At 70.2% G+C, this 16,352-nt stretch carries 17 protein-coding genes; 9 read left to right on the forward strand and 8 right to left on the reverse strand.

What is annotated here, in order from left to right; genetic code table 11:
- Positions 1–48: 48 nt before the first annotated feature.
- Entirely contained in the window at positions 49–528 is a 480-nt protein-coding gene (locus tag NM1_RS05240; protein WP_068014491.1) for a gamma-glutamylcyclotransferase family protein, read from the forward strand.
- A 56-nt stretch (positions 529–584) separates the two neighbouring features.
- On the opposite strand, the gene NM1_RS05245 is transcribed toward NM1_RS05240, so the two are convergent.
- From NM1_RS05245 to NM1_RS05270, 6 genes are all read right to left on the reverse strand, one after another.
- Complete coding sequence (locus tag NM1_RS05245; RefSeq protein WP_068014513.1) at positions 585–1,715, reverse strand: M20 family metallopeptidase; 1,131 nt, start codon at positions 1,713–1,715, stop codon at positions 585–587.
- A 164-nt stretch (positions 1,716–1,879) separates the two neighbouring features.
- Positions 1,880–3,055: a M20 family metallopeptidase gene (locus NM1_RS05250; protein WP_068014515.1), complete on the reverse strand. Its 1,176-nt coding sequence runs from the start codon at positions 3,053–3,055 to the stop codon at positions 1,880–1,882.
- 232 nt (positions 3,056–3,287) lie between these two features.
- Complete coding sequence (locus tag NM1_RS05255; protein WP_068014492.1) at positions 3,288–3,989, reverse strand: enoyl-CoA hydratase-related protein; 702 nt, start codon at positions 3,987–3,989, stop codon at positions 3,288–3,290.
- Positions 3,990–4,020: 31 nt separating this feature from the next.
- Positions 4,021–4,935 carry a ribonuclease Z gene (locus NM1_RS05260; RefSeq protein WP_068014494.1) on the reverse strand — a complete coding sequence of 305 codons (915 nt, stop codon included), beginning with the start codon at positions 4,933–4,935 and terminating at the stop codon, positions 4,021–4,023.
- 48 nt (positions 4,936–4,983) lie between these two features.
- The gene (locus tag NM1_RS05265) at positions 4,984–5,433 is read right to left on the reverse strand and encodes a DUF6640 family protein (protein WP_068014496.1); all 450 of its coding nucleotides are present in this window, start codon (positions 5,431–5,433) and stop codon (positions 4,984–4,986) included.
- Positions 5,430–6,149 (reverse strand): TetR/AcrR family transcriptional regulator, encoded by a 720-nt coding sequence (locus NM1_RS05270; protein ID WP_246011076.1) that lies wholly within the window; start codon positions 6,147–6,149, stop codon positions 5,430–5,432. Before NM1_RS05270 ends, NM1_RS05265 begins: the two co-directional genes overlap by 4 nt.
- Before the next feature lie 61 nt (positions 6,150–6,210).
- On the opposite strand from NM1_RS05270, the gene NM1_RS05275 reads away from it, so the two are divergent.
- The 3 genes from NM1_RS05275 (at position 6,211) to NM1_RS05285 (ending at position 10,163) form a co-directional block, all read left to right on the forward strand.
- Complete coding sequence (locus NM1_RS05275; protein ID WP_068014500.1) at positions 6,211–7,410, forward strand: FAD-dependent monooxygenase; 1,200 nt, start codon at positions 6,211–6,213, stop codon at positions 7,408–7,410.
- Positions 7,411–7,783: 373 nt separating this feature from the next.
- Positions 7,784–8,563, forward strand: a complete 780-nt coding sequence (locus NM1_RS05280) for a purine-nucleoside phosphorylase (protein WP_068014517.1) — start codon at positions 7,784–7,786, stop codon at positions 8,561–8,563.
- 25 nt (positions 8,564–8,588) lie between these two features.
- On the forward strand, positions 8,589–10,163 hold the full coding sequence (locus NM1_RS05285) for a phospho-sugar mutase (RefSeq protein WP_068014502.1): 1,575 nt from the start codon (positions 8,589–8,591) through the stop codon (positions 10,161–10,163).
- An 87-nt stretch (positions 10,164–10,250) separates the two neighbouring features.
- Here NM1_RS05285 and upp read toward each other — a convergent pair whose 3' ends face one another.
- Positions 10,251–10,874 carry a uracil phosphoribosyltransferase gene (gene upp / locus NM1_RS05290; RefSeq protein ID WP_068014503.1) on the reverse strand — a complete coding sequence of 208 codons (624 nt, stop codon included), beginning with the start codon at positions 10,872–10,874 and terminating at the stop codon, positions 10,251–10,253.
- Positions 10,875–11,012: 138 nt separating this feature from the next.
- On the opposite strand from upp, the gene NM1_RS05295 reads away from it, so the two are divergent.
- From NM1_RS05295 to NM1_RS05315, 5 genes are all read left to right on the forward strand, one after another.
- The gene (locus NM1_RS05295) at positions 11,013–11,339 is read left to right on the forward strand and encodes a hypothetical protein (RefSeq protein WP_246011083.1); all 327 of its coding nucleotides are present in this window, start codon (positions 11,013–11,015) and stop codon (positions 11,337–11,339) included.
- Positions 11,336–12,472 (forward strand): NlpC/P60 family protein, encoded by a 1,137-nt coding sequence (locus NM1_RS05300; protein ID WP_425454309.1) that lies wholly within the window; start codon positions 11,336–11,338, stop codon positions 12,470–12,472. The genes NM1_RS05295 and NM1_RS05300 overlap by 4 nt, the downstream gene beginning before the upstream one ends.
- A gap of 76 nt (positions 12,473–12,548) precedes the next feature.
- Positions 12,549–12,899 (forward strand): hypothetical protein, encoded by a 351-nt coding sequence (locus tag NM1_RS05305; protein ID WP_068014505.1) that lies wholly within the window; start codon positions 12,549–12,551, stop codon positions 12,897–12,899.
- Between the two features lie 85 nt (positions 12,900–12,984).
- On the forward strand, positions 12,985–13,332 hold the full coding sequence (locus NM1_RS05310; protein WP_068014507.1) for a YbaB/EbfC family nucleoid-associated protein: 348 nt from the start codon (positions 12,985–12,987) through the stop codon (positions 13,330–13,332).
- Between the two features lie 32 nt (positions 13,333–13,364).
- Entirely contained in the window at positions 13,365–14,621 is a 1,257-nt protein-coding gene (locus tag NM1_RS05315; protein ID WP_068014508.1) for a SatS C-terminal domain-containing protein, read from the forward strand.
- 453 nt (positions 14,622–15,074) lie between these two features.
- On the opposite strand, the gene NM1_RS05320 is transcribed toward NM1_RS05315, so the two are convergent.
- A complete protein-coding gene (locus NM1_RS05320; protein WP_068014510.1) occupies positions 15,075–16,166 on the reverse strand; it encodes an adenosine deaminase in 1,092 nt (363 codons plus the stop codon).
- Positions 16,167–16,352 lie beyond the last annotated feature (186 nt).

Below are 16,352 nucleotides of genomic sequence, written 5' to 3' on the forward strand. Positions count from 1 at the left end.
ACCCTGCCGGAGCGGAGCGGAGGCCGATAAACCAGCTACGCTTTCCAAGTGCCGATATACGCCGCCTACGGGTCCAACATGGATCCCGAGCAGATGCTCAAGCGCTGTCCGCACTCCCCGGTGTACGGAACCGGTTGGCTGGAGGGGTGGCGCCTGACCTTCGCCGGCGACGACATCGGCTGGGAGGGCCCGCTCGCGACGGTGGTCGAGGAGCCCGGCTCGCGCGTTTTCGTCGTGCTCTACGACGTCTCCGCCGACGACGAGGCAAGCCTGGACCGCTGGGAGGGCTCGGATTTCGGCATCCACAAGAAGATCCGCCTGCGGGTCACGCCGAATACGGGCACCGGAACCGAGCCGGTCCTGGCCTGGCTGTATGTGCTGGACGCCTACGAGGGTGGCCTGCCCTCCGCCCGATACATCGGGGTGATCGCCGACGCCGCCGAAAAGGCCGGAGCCCCGGCCGATTACGTCCACGCCCTGCGCACCCGCAACAGCAAGAACGTGGGTCCGGGCACCTTCGGCCTCTGAGCCGCACAGAGATCCGGGCCGCGTCCCGAAGGATGCGGCCCGGATTACGGACTCTCTCAGTGGGCCTGTAGGACCAGGTTCGTCAGCGCCCGCACGCCCACGCTCAGGGCGCGCTCATCGATGTCGAAGGTGGGCTGGTGCAGGTCGAGCTGGGGCCCCTGACCCGGCCAGACACCCAGGCGGGCCATGGCGCCGGGCACCTCCTCCAGGTACCAGGAGAAGTCCTCGCCGCCGCCGGACTGGGGAGTGTCGGCCAGCGCCTCGGGGCCCAGAACGCGGATGGCGTCCTCGAACATGCGGGTGGCGTGCTCGTCGTTGACCACCGGCGGCACGCCGCGCTTGTAGTTCAGCTGGTAGCGCACGCCGGTCGGCGCCAGCAGCCCGTCGACGATCTCGCGCACCATCGGTTCCAGCAGCGACCAGGTCGCGTGGTCGCCGGTGCGGACGGTGCCGGTCAGCATGCCGGTCTGCGGAATCGCGTTGGGCGCCTTGCCCGCCGACACCGCGCCCCACACCATCACGGTGCTGGTGCGGGGATCGATGCGACGGCTCAGGATCCCGGGTAGGCCCGTGATCACGGTGCCGATCGCGTACACCAGATCGCTGGTCAGGTGCGGGCGCGAGGTGTGGCCGCCGGGCGAATCGAGCACCAGTTCGACGGTGTCGGCGGCGGAGGTGATGGCGCCGACCCGGACGCCGACCCGGCCCACCTCCAGCCGCGGATCGCAGTGCAGCGCGAACATCCGCGACACGTCCTCCATCGCGCCGGCCGCGACCATATCGATGGCGCCGCCGGGCATCACCTCCTCGGCGTGCTGGAACACCAGCCGCACGCCGACGGGCAGTTCGGGAACCTCCGCCAGCGCCATCGCGGTGCCGAGCAGGATCGCCGTGTGCGCGTCGTGCCCGCAGGCGTGCGACACACCCGGTACGGCGGAGGCGAACGGCAGGCCGGTGTATTCCTGCAGCGGGAGCGCATCCATATCGGCGCGCAGGCCGATGCGCGGCCCGTCGGGGCCGATGTCACAGATCAATCCGGTGCCGGTGGGCAGCTTCCGCGGCTCGAGCCCGGCCTTGACCAGCCAGGTCTCGACGAACTCGGTCGTGGCGAACTCGGTGCGGGACAGCTCGGGGTTGGCGTGAATGTGCCGCCGCCACCCGATCAGGTCCTCCGCGTGCTCGCTCAGCCACGCGTCGACCGCCTTGCGGCCGGTCGCCGTGCGCTCCGCCGATGCGGCGCCGTTCGTGGACGGGGCACCGTTCGTCGATGCCACATCTCCGAGCGTCGCCGCCGCTCCCGGATCCGCTGCCCGCGCCGTACTCGACGCGGTACCGGACCCGCCGGTTGTACTCACCGAATGTCCTCCTGTCGCTGAATGCTGCGCTCCAACAACCTGTCCCTGTGAAATTGATCGCCCGCAAGGTGTATCGCGGTACGCGCCAGCGCCGTAGCACCGTCGGTCACTGCGAGATCCGCCGACGGCGTGATACACGCCGCGGCGAATTCCGGCTGATGTGTCACCGCACCACCGGCATCGATCCCGATAACCGGATGGATGCCCGGGATGACGTTGGTGACGTTGCCCATATCGGTACTGCCCAGCGGCCGCGCTGCCTCGAGTTCCGGCGCGAGCGGCACGCGTCCCATACCGAGAATCTGCTCGCGATAGGCACACAGTAGTGCGGGATCGGGCGTGAGCTCGGTATATGTGGGCGCAAGCGTCCGGATTTCGTGGGTACATCCGGTCGCCAGTGCTCCCGCCTCGAAGCAGGCCGATGCGCGTCGCATCAGATCGTCGAGGGATGCGGAGTCGACTGCCCGTAGGTAGTACAGCAGTTCCGCATGTCCGGGCACGATGTTGGGGGCCACGCCGCCCGCCTTGACTATACCGTGCAGTTGCTGCCCGGGGTTCAGATGCTGACGCAGCAATCCCAGGGCTACCTGCGCGACGGTGACGGCGTCACCGGCGTTCCGTCCCTGTTCGGGCGCGGCGCTGGCGTGTGCCTCCCGCCCGTGGAACGCGATCGAGACGTCCGCCAGCGCCAGCGATCGGGCGCCGACGATGTCGTACGGCCCGGGATGGACCATCATCGCCATCGCCGTGCCGTCGAATACCCCGCGCTCGAGCATCAGTACCTTGCCGCCGCCGCTCTCCTCGGCGGGCGTGCCGAACACCTTGACCGTGATTCCGCACGCATCCGCCACTTCGGCCAGGCCCAGGGCCGCACCCACCGACGACGCGGCGATGATGTTGTGCCCACAGGCATGCCCGATCTCGGGCAACGCGTCGTACTCCGCGCAGATTCCCACCACCAGTTCCCCGCTGCCGTACGTGGCGGTGAACGCGGTGTCCAGCCCGGCCACCGGCGTCTCGATCGCGAACCCCCGTTCCCGCAGCGGAACAAGGGTTTTCGCGATGCTGCGCGTCTCGGCGAAGGCCAGTTCGGGTTCGGCGTGGATGTCGTGCGACAGCGCGATCAGCCGGTCGGTTGCGGCGTCGATGGCCGCGTCGGCGGCGGCGAGCAGCGCCGGATCCGGGGAGGCAGCAGCGCCGGCATCGCGACAGACCGATCCGACTGTTCGGTCCGAGCCGCGGTCAGGTGACGGGAAGCCGGCGCTGCGTGGCATGGCACACAGTGTTGCACTGTGGCCGCAAGCTCGCCTACTGGGTTATCCGGTGGCGAATGGCCGGAGTTCGCCCGGCGGCCGGGACGACCTAGCTCGTGGACAGGGCGGTCGGCCGCGTCCGGCGGGCTAGTCAGGCCCCGAAAGCCAGGTTCTCCGGAGTGGTCGGAGTGTTCAATCCGGCGAGCGCCCGCCCGTGCAGTGCCCGCTTGATCACCGGCAGATTCGGCTTGCGGTTGGCGGTCAGCGCGGCGGCGCGGGTCACGGCCGCGGCCAGCACCTTATCCGCCTCGGCCTGCTCGTCGACGATGCCCGCGGCGATCGCCTCGGCGGCGCCGTAGCGGCGGCCGGTCGTCATGGCGTCCAGCGCCACCTGGTTGGCCAGCCGCTCGGTCACCAGCGCGTTCATCGCGACCGTGAACGGCATGCCCAGGTGCACCTCGGGCAGGCACCAGTAGCCGCGGTCGCCGCGCATCACCCGGAAGTCGTGCGAGGTGGCGAGCATCGCCCCGGCGCCGAAGGCGTGGCCGTTGATCGCTGCCACGGTCGGCATCGGGAAGGCCAGCAGGCGGCTGAACATCGAGTGGACGCGGTCCAGGTACCAGTGCACGCGGTCGTAGTTGCCGAACAGCCAGTCGGTATCGAGGCCGTTGCTGTAGAACTTGCCGGTGGCCACGGTGACCAGGGCGGCCGGGCCCTCGCTCGCCTCGACCTCGTCCAGCAGCCCGTGAAATGCGTCGATGAAATCGGGGTGGAACCGGTTCTCGCTGTCGGTCTGGCCCTCGTTGCCCAGGTAGAGGACGAACACGTCCCCGTCACGTTCCAAGTACGGCATATACGGAGCATAAGTTACCGGCGAGTTGGGTTCACCGCCGAGCTGGCATCGGCACGCGCATCAGATCCTCGGCGACCACCAGCTCGCCGTGGAAGAACTTGCTCGCCTCGGCCCGATGGCCGTCGAGATCGGCGTAGCGCTGCGAGAAATGGGTGAGCACCAGCGTCCGCACGCCCGCCGCCTCGGCCGCCCGCGCGGCCTCCGCGGCGGTCAGGTGGCCGAATTCGTGCGCGAGCGCGGCATCGGCGTCCAGGAACGTGGACTCGATGACCAGCATGTCGGCATCCTGCGCCAATTCCTCTACGCCGGAACACATTCGGGTGTCCATGGCGAAGGCGAAGCGCTGCCCGCGCCGCACCGTCGAGACCTCGTCGAGGGTGACCGTGCGGCCGTCTGCCAGCCGCAGCGCACCCTCGCGCTGCAGACGGCCGACGTCCGGGCCCGCAATATCGAAGGCGGCCAGCTTCTCCGGCAGCATGCGACGGCCGTCGGGTTCGGTGAGCCGGTAGCCGAACGTCGCCACCCGGTGCGACAGCGCCACCGCGTCCAGGCGGAAGGGCGCCCGCGGCAACGGGATCGGGCCGTCCCCGGGGACCGGATGCGCCCGCAGGCCCGGATCCGGATTCCGCGGCACGATCCGGCTCAGCCGCTCGTAATAGTTGCTGTCCTCCGCGGGAAAGCAGACGTCGACCACGTGCTCGACCCGGTCCAGATTCAGCCTGCCCAGCACGCCGGGCAGGCCCAGGCAGTGGTCACCGTGGAAATGGGTGATGCAGATGCACGTGATGCTCGCCGCCGACACCCCGGCGTACAGCATCTGGCGCTGGGTGCCTTCGCCCGGATCGAACAGCAGCCCGGCACCGTCCCACCGCAGCAGGTAACCGTTGTGATTGCGCTGACGGGTAGGCACCTGGCTGGCCGTCCCCAACACGACGAGTTCACGCACGGCCTCATCCTGCCCTGCCACACCGACCGCCGTCGCCGGGGACGCAACTCAGTCCGCGGCGACACGCCGGTGATCCGCCAGCAGGGCGACCGCCAGCAGCGCGAGCATGACCAGCCCGATGAACAACTGCGCATCGAGACCCAGAATCAGCTGATTGTCCGCCGCGTGTTCGGGGTCCTGGGTCGCGGTCCCCGGAAAGAGTAGCGCCCCGAACATGCCCAGCCAGGTGACCGCCGCCAGCCCCGCGGCCATCCGGAACTGCCATCGCCGGTCGCCGTCGCGCCGGGCTAGCATCACCAGCCCGATCCCGCCGAGCAGCGCCGACATCACGATGTACTGCGCATCATGGAATTTGGCGTGCGGCGGCCAGGCGGGATTGTGCAGATGCAGCTCCGCGACGTCGGGAACGACGAGATCGGCCAGCAGCGGGCCGAGGACGCAGAACCCGAGCACGATGCCGACGAGGATTCGGGCCGCGTCCCAGCGTCGCGCCGTCACCGCGCCGCCCCCGAGTACCGCAGTCCGAGCGCCGCGCAGATCTCGCGCAGCAACTGCTCGAAAACCGGTGTCAGATCGGCGAAGGCGAACTCCACCTGCCGGAACACCTCCATGACGAGCAGTCCGTAGAGACGGATCCAGCACTGCAGGAAGACCTGGGCCGCCTCGGGCGGAAGCTGCTCGTCGATGCTGGCCGTGTAGGCGATCAGCTGCTCGCGCAGCGACGGGTCGAGACGGGAAAGGCTCGGCACCGGAAAGGGTTTCGCCGCCCACAGCGCGGCGACCTCGTCGCGGAAGACGGCCTCGAAGCCCAGTGCCGCCGCGCGACTGTGAGATTCGGGGGCGGCGGTCGTCGACGGCGTGGCGAATACGAGGCCGAACTCCGCCGGATGCGTTGTCGCCCAATCGCGTAGCGCCCGGCACATGGCGAGGATGCGCGCCGAGGCGCCGTCGCGCGCCCGGGCCGCGCGCACCTCGGCGAGCGTGCCGGTCAGCTCGGCGTAGCAGTCGGCCGTGAGCGCCTGCACCAGCGCCTCGTGACTCGGGTAGTAGCGGTACAGCGCCGGGCCGCTCATTCCCATGGCCCGCGCCACCGCGGTGACGGTGACGGCCTGCGGGCCGTCGTCGATGAGCAGTCGCCGGGCGGTGCCGCGGATCTCGTCCATCGTGGCCTGCCGGACCCGATCGCGCCGGGGAGCTGCCTTTTCGGTCGTCACGATAAACACCTTAACTCGAGTTAGACTCCGTAACAAACGTAATACTGCTTCACTCGGAGGTATGGATATGCCCGGCAAGGCGATCGTCATCGGCGCGGGAATCGGCGGGCTCACCGCGGCGCACGGGCTGCGCCGCACCGGCTGGCAGGTCGAGATGTTCGACCGGGCGGCGGACATCGGCGGATTCGGATCCGGCCTGAGCATCGCGCCCAACGCGATGCGGGCGCTGCGGGACCTGGGCCTCGACGCGGCGGTCGACCGGATCGGACAGCGTCTCGACGGCCTGGAGGCGCGCCTGCGTTCGGGCCGCCGCGTGCTGCACATCGAATCCCCGCACCTGGCAGCGCAATACGGCACGGGCCTGTACGGGGTGCATCGCGGCGAACTGCATCGGCTGCTGCGGGATTCGCTCGACGACGTCGCGCTGCACCCGGATCGGCGGGCGATCGGGGTGGTCCGCGACGGCTCGCGAGCCACCGTCACCCTCGATGCGCCCGGCGGACCGCTCGCCGTGCACGCAGACCTCGTCGTGGTCGCGGACGGGGTGCACAGCCGCCTGCGCGCCGCGCTGTTCCCCGGACACCCCGGCCCGCGATACGCCGGCTATGTCGCGTGGCGCGGAATCGTCCCCGCCGATGCCGGTCTCGATGTGGCGCCGACGCTGACCGAGACCTGGGGCGACGGCGTCCGCATCGGCGTCATGCCGCTGCGCGATCGCCGGATCTACTGGTACGCCTTCGAGACCGCACCCGAAAACGCCACGCCCGCTGCGGAAGTGCGGGACCTGCTCGCCCGCTCGGCTCCCTGGCCCGGCCCGATCCGCGCGGTGCTGGCCGCGACCCCGCCGGACGCGGTCCTGGTCCACCCCGTGCACTACCTGGCCACGGCCCTGCCCGCCTTCGGCCTGGGCCCGATCGCGCTGCTCGGGGACGCGGCACACGCGGTGACACCCGACATCGGCCAGGGCGCGTGCCTGGCCATCGAGGACGCCGCGGTCCTGGCGGCCACTGTCGCCGAGCATGGCGTCGCCGTCGGGATCCGCGCCTATGACGCCGCCCGCCGCCCACGCACGCAGTCCATAGCCCGCGCCTCGGGACGGATCGGCCGTGCCCTGCAGGGCAACTCCCCGGCGGCGGCGCGGGTCCGCGATATCGCCGCCCGGCTGACACCCCCGGGCGCCAACGCCCGCTTCTCCGATTCGCTGTACGGCTGGACACCACCGACTGAGACGCGGCTGCTCGGCACCGTCGCTGGCGGGTAGGGCCTGCCGGATGCGGGCCGCTGGATGCGGCCCGCCAAATACGGCCCGCCAAATACGGCCCGCCGGATGCGGCCCGCTGGGTGAGGTCCGCCGGGTCACATCCAGCCATGCGGGCCGACTCGATCCGGCCTCGCCGAGGCGCCATGAATCGACGTGCGGAACGACGGCACTCAACGCCCGACACACCACGTCGTTCATCGGATCCCGCTGTGCGCCTGCTCGACTCGCGCGCCGACCGCGGCACGCGCCGACCGCAGCGGTGCCTCCGGTCCGTTGTGCGGCAACGACCGGCCGGGTCGCCCCGCCGTACACGTGACGGCGCCCGCAGCACCGCGGTCGGCGGCCCGGCGCCGCCCCGACTATCGTGACGAACATGCTTGCCGAACAGGCCGCCGAGGCAATCGCCGAACGTACGGGAGTCGCGCGTCACCGGGTCGCGGTGGTGCTGGGATCGGGCTGGCAGGAGGCGGCCGCAGAGATCGGCAACCCGACGGCGTCGGTGCCGATGAGCGAGCTTCCCGGGTTCGGCGCGCCCACCGCGCAGGGGCATCAGGGGACCGTGCACTCCGTGCTGGTGAACGATTCCCCCGTGCTGCTGATGATGGGCCGCCAGCACCTGTACGAGGGCTACGAACCGGCGCAGGTGGTGCACGGCGTGCGCGCGGCCGTCGCGGCGGGCGTCGAGACCGTGCTGCTGACGAACGCCGCCGGGGGCATCCGGCCCGGCCTGCAGGTCGGCGAGCCGGTATTGATCGGCGATCACCTCAATCTCACCGGTCGCACTCCGCTGTCCGGCGCCACCTTCGTCGACCTGGTCGATGCCTGGGATCCCGAACTGCGCAAGCTGGCCCGGGAGATCGATCCGAGTCTCGCGGAGGGTGTGTACGCGGGCCTGACCGGACCGCAGTACGAAACGCCCGCCGAGATCCGCATGCTCGGCGCCCTGGGCGCCGACCTGGTGGGCATGTCCACCGTGCTGGAGGCGATCGCCTGCCGCGCCGCCGGGGCTCGGCTCCTGGGCATCTCGCTGGTGACCAACCTCGCCGCCGGCGTGACGGGCGCACCCCTGTCGCACGCCGAGGTACTGGCCGAGGGCCACGCCGCCGCGCCGCGCCTGGGCAAGCTCCTGCGCGGCGTGCTGGAACGGCTGTAGCCCGAGCGGAAGGGAGGCGCCGCTGATGTTGCGATTCGGAACGGCCGGTCTGCGCGGACCGCTGCGGGACGGGCCCGACGGGATGAACGTGGACACGGTCGCGCGGGCGACCGCCGGTCTGGCCGACTGGCTGCGGGAGCGCTGCCTGGGCGGCGGCCTGGTGGTCGTCGGCCGCGACGCTCGGCACGGCTCCGCGGAGTTCGCCACCACCACCGCGGAAGTCCTTGCCGCGGCCGGGTTCTCGGTGTTGGCGCTGCCGCGGCCGCTGCCCACGCCGATCGTCGCGTTCGCGGTCCGGGAGCTGGGAGCCGTTGCGGGAGTACAGATCACGGCATCGCACAATCCCGCCACCGACAACGGGTTCAAGGTGTATCTGGACGGCGGATCGCAGATCGTCCCGCCCGCCGACGCAGAGATCGAACGCTGCATAGAGGCTGTGCGCGAACCGATTCCGCGCGCGGACCCCAAGGCCACGGCGCCGGACCCCGCGACCCTGTCGCTATCGGTCGGCGCATCGGTCACCGATATGGGCGAGGAGATCGTCCAGCGTTACCTGGCCCGCGTCGCCTCGCTCCCCCACCTGCTCGGCGGATCGGACACGGTCGGCCCCGCCGGAAACCCGGTGGAGCGCGGCGATCTTCGCATCGCGCTCACACCCATGCACGGTGTCGGCGGCGAACTCGCCGTGACGGCGCTGCACGCGGCCGGGTTCACCGACGTGCACGTGGTGGTCGAGCAGTTCGCGCCCGATCCGGACTTCCCGACGGTGGCCTTCCCGAACCCGGAGGAGCCGGGCGCGGCGGATCTGCTGCTGGCCCTGGCCGAGAAGGTCGACGCGGACGTGGCGATCGCCCTGGACCCCGATGCGGACCGCTGCGCGATCGGCGTGCGGGGCCCGGACGGATGGGCGCTGCTGCGCGGCGATCAGACCGGCGTGCTGCTCGCCGACTACGTGCTGCGGACCGCGCCGAAGGACGCGCTGGCGGCCACCACGATCGTGTCGTCGCGACTGCTGAGCAAGCTGGCCCCGGCCCGCGGCGCCCGCTACGCCGAGACCCTCACCGGCTTCAAATGGCTGGCGCGCGCGGGCACGGGCCTGGTCTACGCCTACGAGGAGGCGATCGGCCACTGCGTCGACCCGGCGACCGTGCGCGACAAGGACGGCATCTCGGCGGCGGTGACGGCCGCCGACCTGGTGGCCCGGCTGCGCGCCGCCGGGCGCGACCTGTCCGACGTCCTCGACGACTACGCCCTCGAGTTCGGCTTGCACGCCGGAGACCAGGTCTCGCTGCGCCTGGACGACCAGGCGGCGGCCGCGAAGGTCGTTGCCCGCCTGCGTGATTCCCCGCCGGACCGCATCGCGGAGACGCCGGTCACCTGCACGGACCTCCTGCAGGTCCGCGGCCCGATGCGCACGGACGCCCTGATCTTCGAGGGCGAGTCGCAACGCATCGTGATCCGCCCCTCCGGGACGGAACCCAAGCTCAAGTGCTACCTGGAGGTGGTCGAGCCGGTCTCGACAAGGGTCGACCTTCCCACCGCGAAGCAGGCTGCGGCCCAACGCCTCTCACAATTACGCAAGTTCTGCGAATCGCTCTGATCACGAGGAAACCCGCTGGAAAACAGGAATGCACGCCGGAACGGGGAAAGCACTCCGGGAAACGCATGCCCGGCAACGGGAGGTTGCTCAGCGAGGCCCGAACTGCCGATCCCCTGCGTCGCCCAGGCCCGGCACGATGTAGGCGTCGGCGTTGAGTCCGGTGTCCACGGCGGCGGTCACCAATCGCACCGGGAGGCCCGAATCAGCCAGCGCGGCAACGCCTTCGGGTGCCGCCACGACGCAGACGGCGGTGATGTCGGTGGCGTTGCGGGCGGCCAGCAGCTCCAGGGTGTGGCGCATGGATCCGCCGGTCGCCAGCATCGGGTCCAGGACGAACACCGGCAGCCCGGATAGATCCTCGGGGAGCGATTCCATGTACGGCACGGGCTGGTGGGTGTCCTCGTTGCGGGCGATGCCGACGAACCCGACCCGCGATTCGGGGATGAGCGCGCTGGCCGCATCCACCATGCCCAGCCCGGCCCGCAGCACCGGTACCAGCAGCGGCGGCTGCGCGAGCCGCGCCCCGTCGGCGGTCGCGACGGGCGTGGCGACCTCGAAGCGCGCCACGGGCGCCTCGCGCAGTGCCTCGTAGATCAGAAATCCCGTGAGGTCGCGCAGCGCGGCACGGAACGCGGGGTTCGGCGTGCGCGCGTCGCGCATGGTCGTCAGCAATGTGTCGGCCAGCGGGTGATCCACGATGTGCGTGTGCATGAGGGAACGATAAGGTCTGTACGGGTTCACGACCCGAACCTGCGAGGGATTTCTCGTCCGGGGGTGGAACCGTGCCCGTGGCGCCTGCGTCGAAGTACTCGAATGACGTAATCTGCCACCAGACCAGCACGATGGGGGATGTTGATGCACAAAGTCTCGGTCGACACCGAGGGCGTCGCTGCCTACGGTGCGACAGCCGGGGGCCTGTCCGGTGAGATGGCCGCCGCCGCTGCCAGTGCGGCCGGCGCGAATCCACTGCTGTTGGGCCCGATCTTCGGTCTGGTGGGTGGCGATTTCGTCGCCGCGTACGCCGCCGCGCACGCCGGCCACGTGGCCGGCATCAGCGAGTTGTCGGCGGTCCTGGGCAGCATGGGTGTCGCGGCGACCGGCGCGGCGGTCGCGACCGCCGAGTCCGATCTCGGCAATGCCGCCGCCCTGCGCTCCACCGAGGGAGGCCGGGCGTGACGGGCGTGATCAACCTCGATGCCCTGGCGCAGCCGATCATCGACCTGCTCACCAGCTTCGGCCACGGCGTCGTTCCCACCGGCGGTCCGTCCGATGCGCTGCGCCAGACGTCAACCACTCTCGACGGAATTCATCAGGCGGGCAGCGCGGGCATCAACCAGGTGACCAGCGCCTGGCAGGGCCAGGGCGGCGACGCCGCGATGGACAAGGCCCTGAAGGTACAGACCTCGGCGGCTTCCATCTCCGACCGCGGCCTCAACATGGCCGACGTGGTCAATCAGGCGGCGGCCTCGGTCCAGACCGGGCAGAAGGAGCTGGACGGGATCCTGCAGTCGTTCGTGCAGTCGGTCACCGTGCTGGGTCCCGCCGTCACCACCCCGCCGGGGCTGGCGACCGTCGTGAGCTCGGCCATCGACCACCTCGGCCAGGCCCTGAACGTGGTCGGCCGCACCCGTTCCGAACTCGATACGCACACGGCCTCGATGACCGAGCTGACCCCGGCGCCGTCCACCCCGTCGGCGGCCAGCACCACCACGGCCGCCGCCTCGGCCGCCCCGATCGCCAGCGGCGTGCAGCAGGCCGGATCGCTGCTGGGCGGCGTGGCCTCCACCGGCGGCTCGATGATGAGCAGCCTGGTCAGCCCGGCTTCCATGTCCACCGCGTCCTCGCGCCCGAGCAGCGGCGGCGCCACCACGCCGAACTCGCAGGCCGGTGAGACCAAGCCCGGTCGGCACGGCGGCGTCATGATCACCCTCCCCGACGGCAGCCAGGTCGAGGCACCCAACGAGAAGGCCGCCAAGGCGGTGACCTCGGCGCTCAGCGCCACCGGCACGCCGTACGTGTGGGGCGGCAACACCCCGGGCTCCGGCCTGGACTGCAGCGGCCTCACCAAGTGGGCCTACGGTGAGGCCGGCGTCGACATCCCCCGGCTGGCGGCCGACCAGAGCTCCGGTGCCACGCCGGTGAGCCCGGGCGATCTCATGCCCGGCGATCTGGCCATCTGGGACGGCCACGTGGCGATGGTCATCGGTAACGGACAGCTCGTCGAGGCCGGTGACCCGGTACAGACCGGTCCGATTCGAACGGAGAACAGCGGAATGGGATTCCACGGCTTCTACAGGCCCACGTCATGAGTGAGCGCAGCGAACGAACCATCAACGCAGCCTCGTGCGAGGTCATGCCGGAGCCGAGCGCCAGCGAGGTGGAGGCATGAGCTCCCCACAGCAGCAGCAGATCCCCAACGTCACGGTCGCCGCCAGCAGCAACCGCGCGGGCACCATCAGCGTGCGGGCCACCGACCAGGGCATGCCGGTGGAGATCAAGTTCGAGCGCAGCGAATACCGCTACGGCGCAAAGGCGTTGGCGGCGGAGATCCTGCGCCTGACCAAACGGTCGGCGATCGTCGCCAAGGCCCGCCGGCGCGAGCTGCTGGCCGAGTCGGGGATGCCGGACGAGGTCTTGGACAAGCTGGGCCTGCCCACCCGCGGCCAGGCGGTCGACGAATTGGACCGCATGGACGATGCGGACACGGGGCCCACGAGCTGGATGCGACCGGTCTAGGAAGGCACAGCGACGTGAGCGAGCGAACCATGGACACAGGCGCGTTTGCGCTCATGACGGAGCCGAGCGCCAGCGAGGTGCAGTCATGAGTGCAGAGATGGACGCCCTGGTCGCGAAGGCGACCGACAAGCTGGAGGCGCTGGAGGCAGCGCTGTACGGCCTGCAGCAGGTGCGCGGCCGGTACACCGCCGAGGACGGCTCGGTGACGGTCGAGGTCGATTCGAGCGGCGCCCTGGTCGGACTCGAGCTGGCGGAGACGGTCACGTCCCGCCCTCCGGCCGAGGTGAGCCAGCTGATCATCTGGGCGTGCCAGCAGGCCGCGCAGGACGCCGGTGCCCAGCGTTCCGAGGTGGTCGGCAAGCTGAACTCCGCGTTCGTGCCGCCGGAGTCGGGAACCACCGAATCGGGAAGCGTTGGGGGGCGGGCCGAATAGTGCCGCGGGCGCTGGCTCGATAGGCTTCGGTCATGGCTTCTGGAGACATCGTCCCGATCGAGCTCGGCCTGACCGACGGCGACCTCGTTACATTGTGGGCACCGCGCTGGCGAGACGGTGACGACGAGTGGGAGGCATTCCTCGGCCACGAGGACGCGCTGTACGGATTCGGGTCCGTCGCGGAGCTCGCCGCGTTCATCCGCACCAACGACGACAACGACCTGGTGGACCACCCGGCGTGGAAGGTCGTGGCCGGACTGTCGGCCGCCGAGCTGGAGCCGGAGGAGCAGTACGTCTTCGATCTGGTCGGCGTGCCCGAGCTGGCGGCGGGTGATCCGGACCCGGAGGTCCTCGGCGAACTCGAGGAGACGCTCGACATGGTCCGCACCCTCGGCGAGGTGTGCGAACTCGAGGTGGTGACGAAGTTCTTCGGCTCCCACCCGGTGCTGGGCGCGCTGCCCGCCGGGCTGAGCGCCTTCCTCGGCCGTGAGGGCGAGGAGCTGTGGGACCAGATCGGCTCGGCCATCGCCAAGGACTGGGACGCGGTGGTCGACGCCATCGATTCGGCGGTGCAGTCGCCCGACGTCGATGCCGATGCGGTGGCCGTCGCCGAGGCGGAATTACTTGCGGCCGAAGAGAATATCGTCGACGCGGAGGACGCCGCCGACACCGATGACGACGATATCGAGCCGGTCGACCTCGACGAGGAAGACGACGAGGACGAGGAAGAAGACGAGGACCCGACGTTCTGGCACGAGGTCGGAATCGACCCGGTCAAGATCGTCACCTCCGCGGACACGTACTACACGCTGCGCTGCTACCTCGACGACGAGCCGGTGTTCCTCGGCAGCGAGGGCACGATCACGGTGTTCACCTCCGAGCGCGCCCTGGCGCGCTACCTGGCCGACGACCACGAGCACGAGCTGGCCCGGGTGAGCACCTACGGCGAGGTGCAGACCGCCGCCACCGACGGGTCGCTGGAGGTCGAGGTCAGCGACGAGAACGTCTACGTGCTGCCCGGCCTGGCCGACGACCTGGGCGAGGGCCCCAAGTCCGTCGACATCGACCAACTCGACCTGGCCGTCGAATTGTTCACCGACGCAGCCGATTACGCCGGCGACGACTCGGTCGAGCAGGCGCTGGCCAAGTCGACCCCCCTGGGCTGGTACGTGTCCTACCTGCTCGAGCCCGACCCGAGCCGAATGGCCCCGAGCGCCCCCTTCGCAGCCGAGGCCGAGCAGTGGCGCACCCTCGAACAGGCCTTCGAAAACCGCCTGGAAAAGGGCTGACACCCGCCCGCCACAACCATTTGGACGCAGCTAACACACCACCCCAGCCACAACCACCTGGACACGGCTGACACACCACCTCAGCCACAGCCACCCGGACGCGACTGGCACACCGCCCCGCCGCAACCAAATGGACGCAGCTGGCACACCGCCCCAGCCACAACCACCCGGACACGACTGGCACACCGCCTGTCGCAACCATTTGGACGCAGCTGGCGCACGGCCCCGGCCGCAACCACCCGGACACGACTGGCACACCGCCCCACCGCAACCAAATGGACGCAGCTGGCACACCGCCCCAGCCACACCCACCCGGACACGACTGGCACACCGCCTGTCGCAACCATTTGGACGCAGCTGGCACACGGCCCCGGCCGCAACCACGGACGCAGCTGGCCTGCGGCTCCTTTCATACCCGGCGAGACGCCCCCTGGGGCGTCTCGCCGGGTCGACTCAGCCGATAAGTACCGCGTAACCCGGCTTGATGACCTCATCGATGATCCGAAGACGCTCCGGGAACGGGATGAACGCCGACTTCATCGCATTGATGGTGAAGCGTTCCAGGTCGCTCCAGCCGTAGTCGAAGGTCTCCACCAGCTTGAGCATCTCGCGGCTCATATCGGTATCGCTCATCAGCCGGTTGTCGGTATTGACCGTGACTCGGAAGCGCAGCCGGGCCAGCAGATCGAACGGGTGCTTCTCCAGCGACGGCACCGCCCCGGTCTGCACGTTCGACGACGGGCACAGCTCGAGCGGAATCCGCATGTCCCGCACGTAATTCGCGACCAGGCCGAGCCGCGGCTCGGTCTCGGAATCGAAGATGTCGTCCGTGATCCGCACCCCGTGGCCCAGGCGGTCGCAACCACAGAACGCCACCGCCTCGTGGATGGACGGCAGCCCGAACGCCTCCCCCGCGTGAATCGTCACGTGCGCACAATTCGCCCGCATGTACTCGAACGCGTCGAGGTGACGGCTGGGCGGGTAGCCCGCCTCGGCACCGGCGATATCGAATCCGCCGACCCCGCGGTCGCGGAAGCGCACCGCCAGTTCGGCGATCTCCAGCGAGCGGGCGGCGTGCCGCATGGCGGTGAGCAGGCAGATCACCCGGATCGGGGTGCCGTCCGCGGCGGCCTGCTCCGCCCCCTCGGTGAAGCCCGCCAGGGTGTGCTCGACCACCTCGTCCAGCGACAGCCCCCGCTCGAGGTGCTGTTCGGGGGCGAATCGCACCTCGGCGTACACGACGCCGTCGGCGGCGAGGTCCTGCGCGCATTCTCGTGCCACCCGCCGCAGCCCCTCCGGGGTCTGCATCACCGCGACGGTGTGGGCGAAGGTTTCCAGATAGCGCTCGAGCGACCCGCTGTCGGCGGCGTCGCGGAACCACTGGCCCAGGGATTCGGCATCATGTGCCGGGAGCTGCTCGTAGCCGCATTCGGCGGCCAGTTCGAGCACGGTCGCCGGGCGCAGCCCACCGTCGAGGTGGTCGTGCAGCACGGCCTTCGGGGCCTGGCGGATCGAGGCAAGGGTCAAAGGCATCGGTCCAGTCATGTACCGACGCTATCCGTATCCGCGCACTTCCGCAGCCGACTCCCCATGTGTCCATCCTCTCGCTGGTATGTCGTCCCCGAAACGTCGCCCGCGTGTTGCTCGGATAACGGTCCCCGCACCCCGCACCCCCTACAAGCGCCGCCCGGGGTGCGCAAACACACACGGGGCGCGAGAACAGTCGAGGCC

Source organism: Nocardia mexicana NBRC 108244 (genome assembly GCF_001613165.1).
GTDB classification, from domain to species: Bacteria; Actinomycetota; Actinomycetes; order Mycobacteriales; family Mycobacteriaceae; genus Nocardia; species Nocardia mexicana.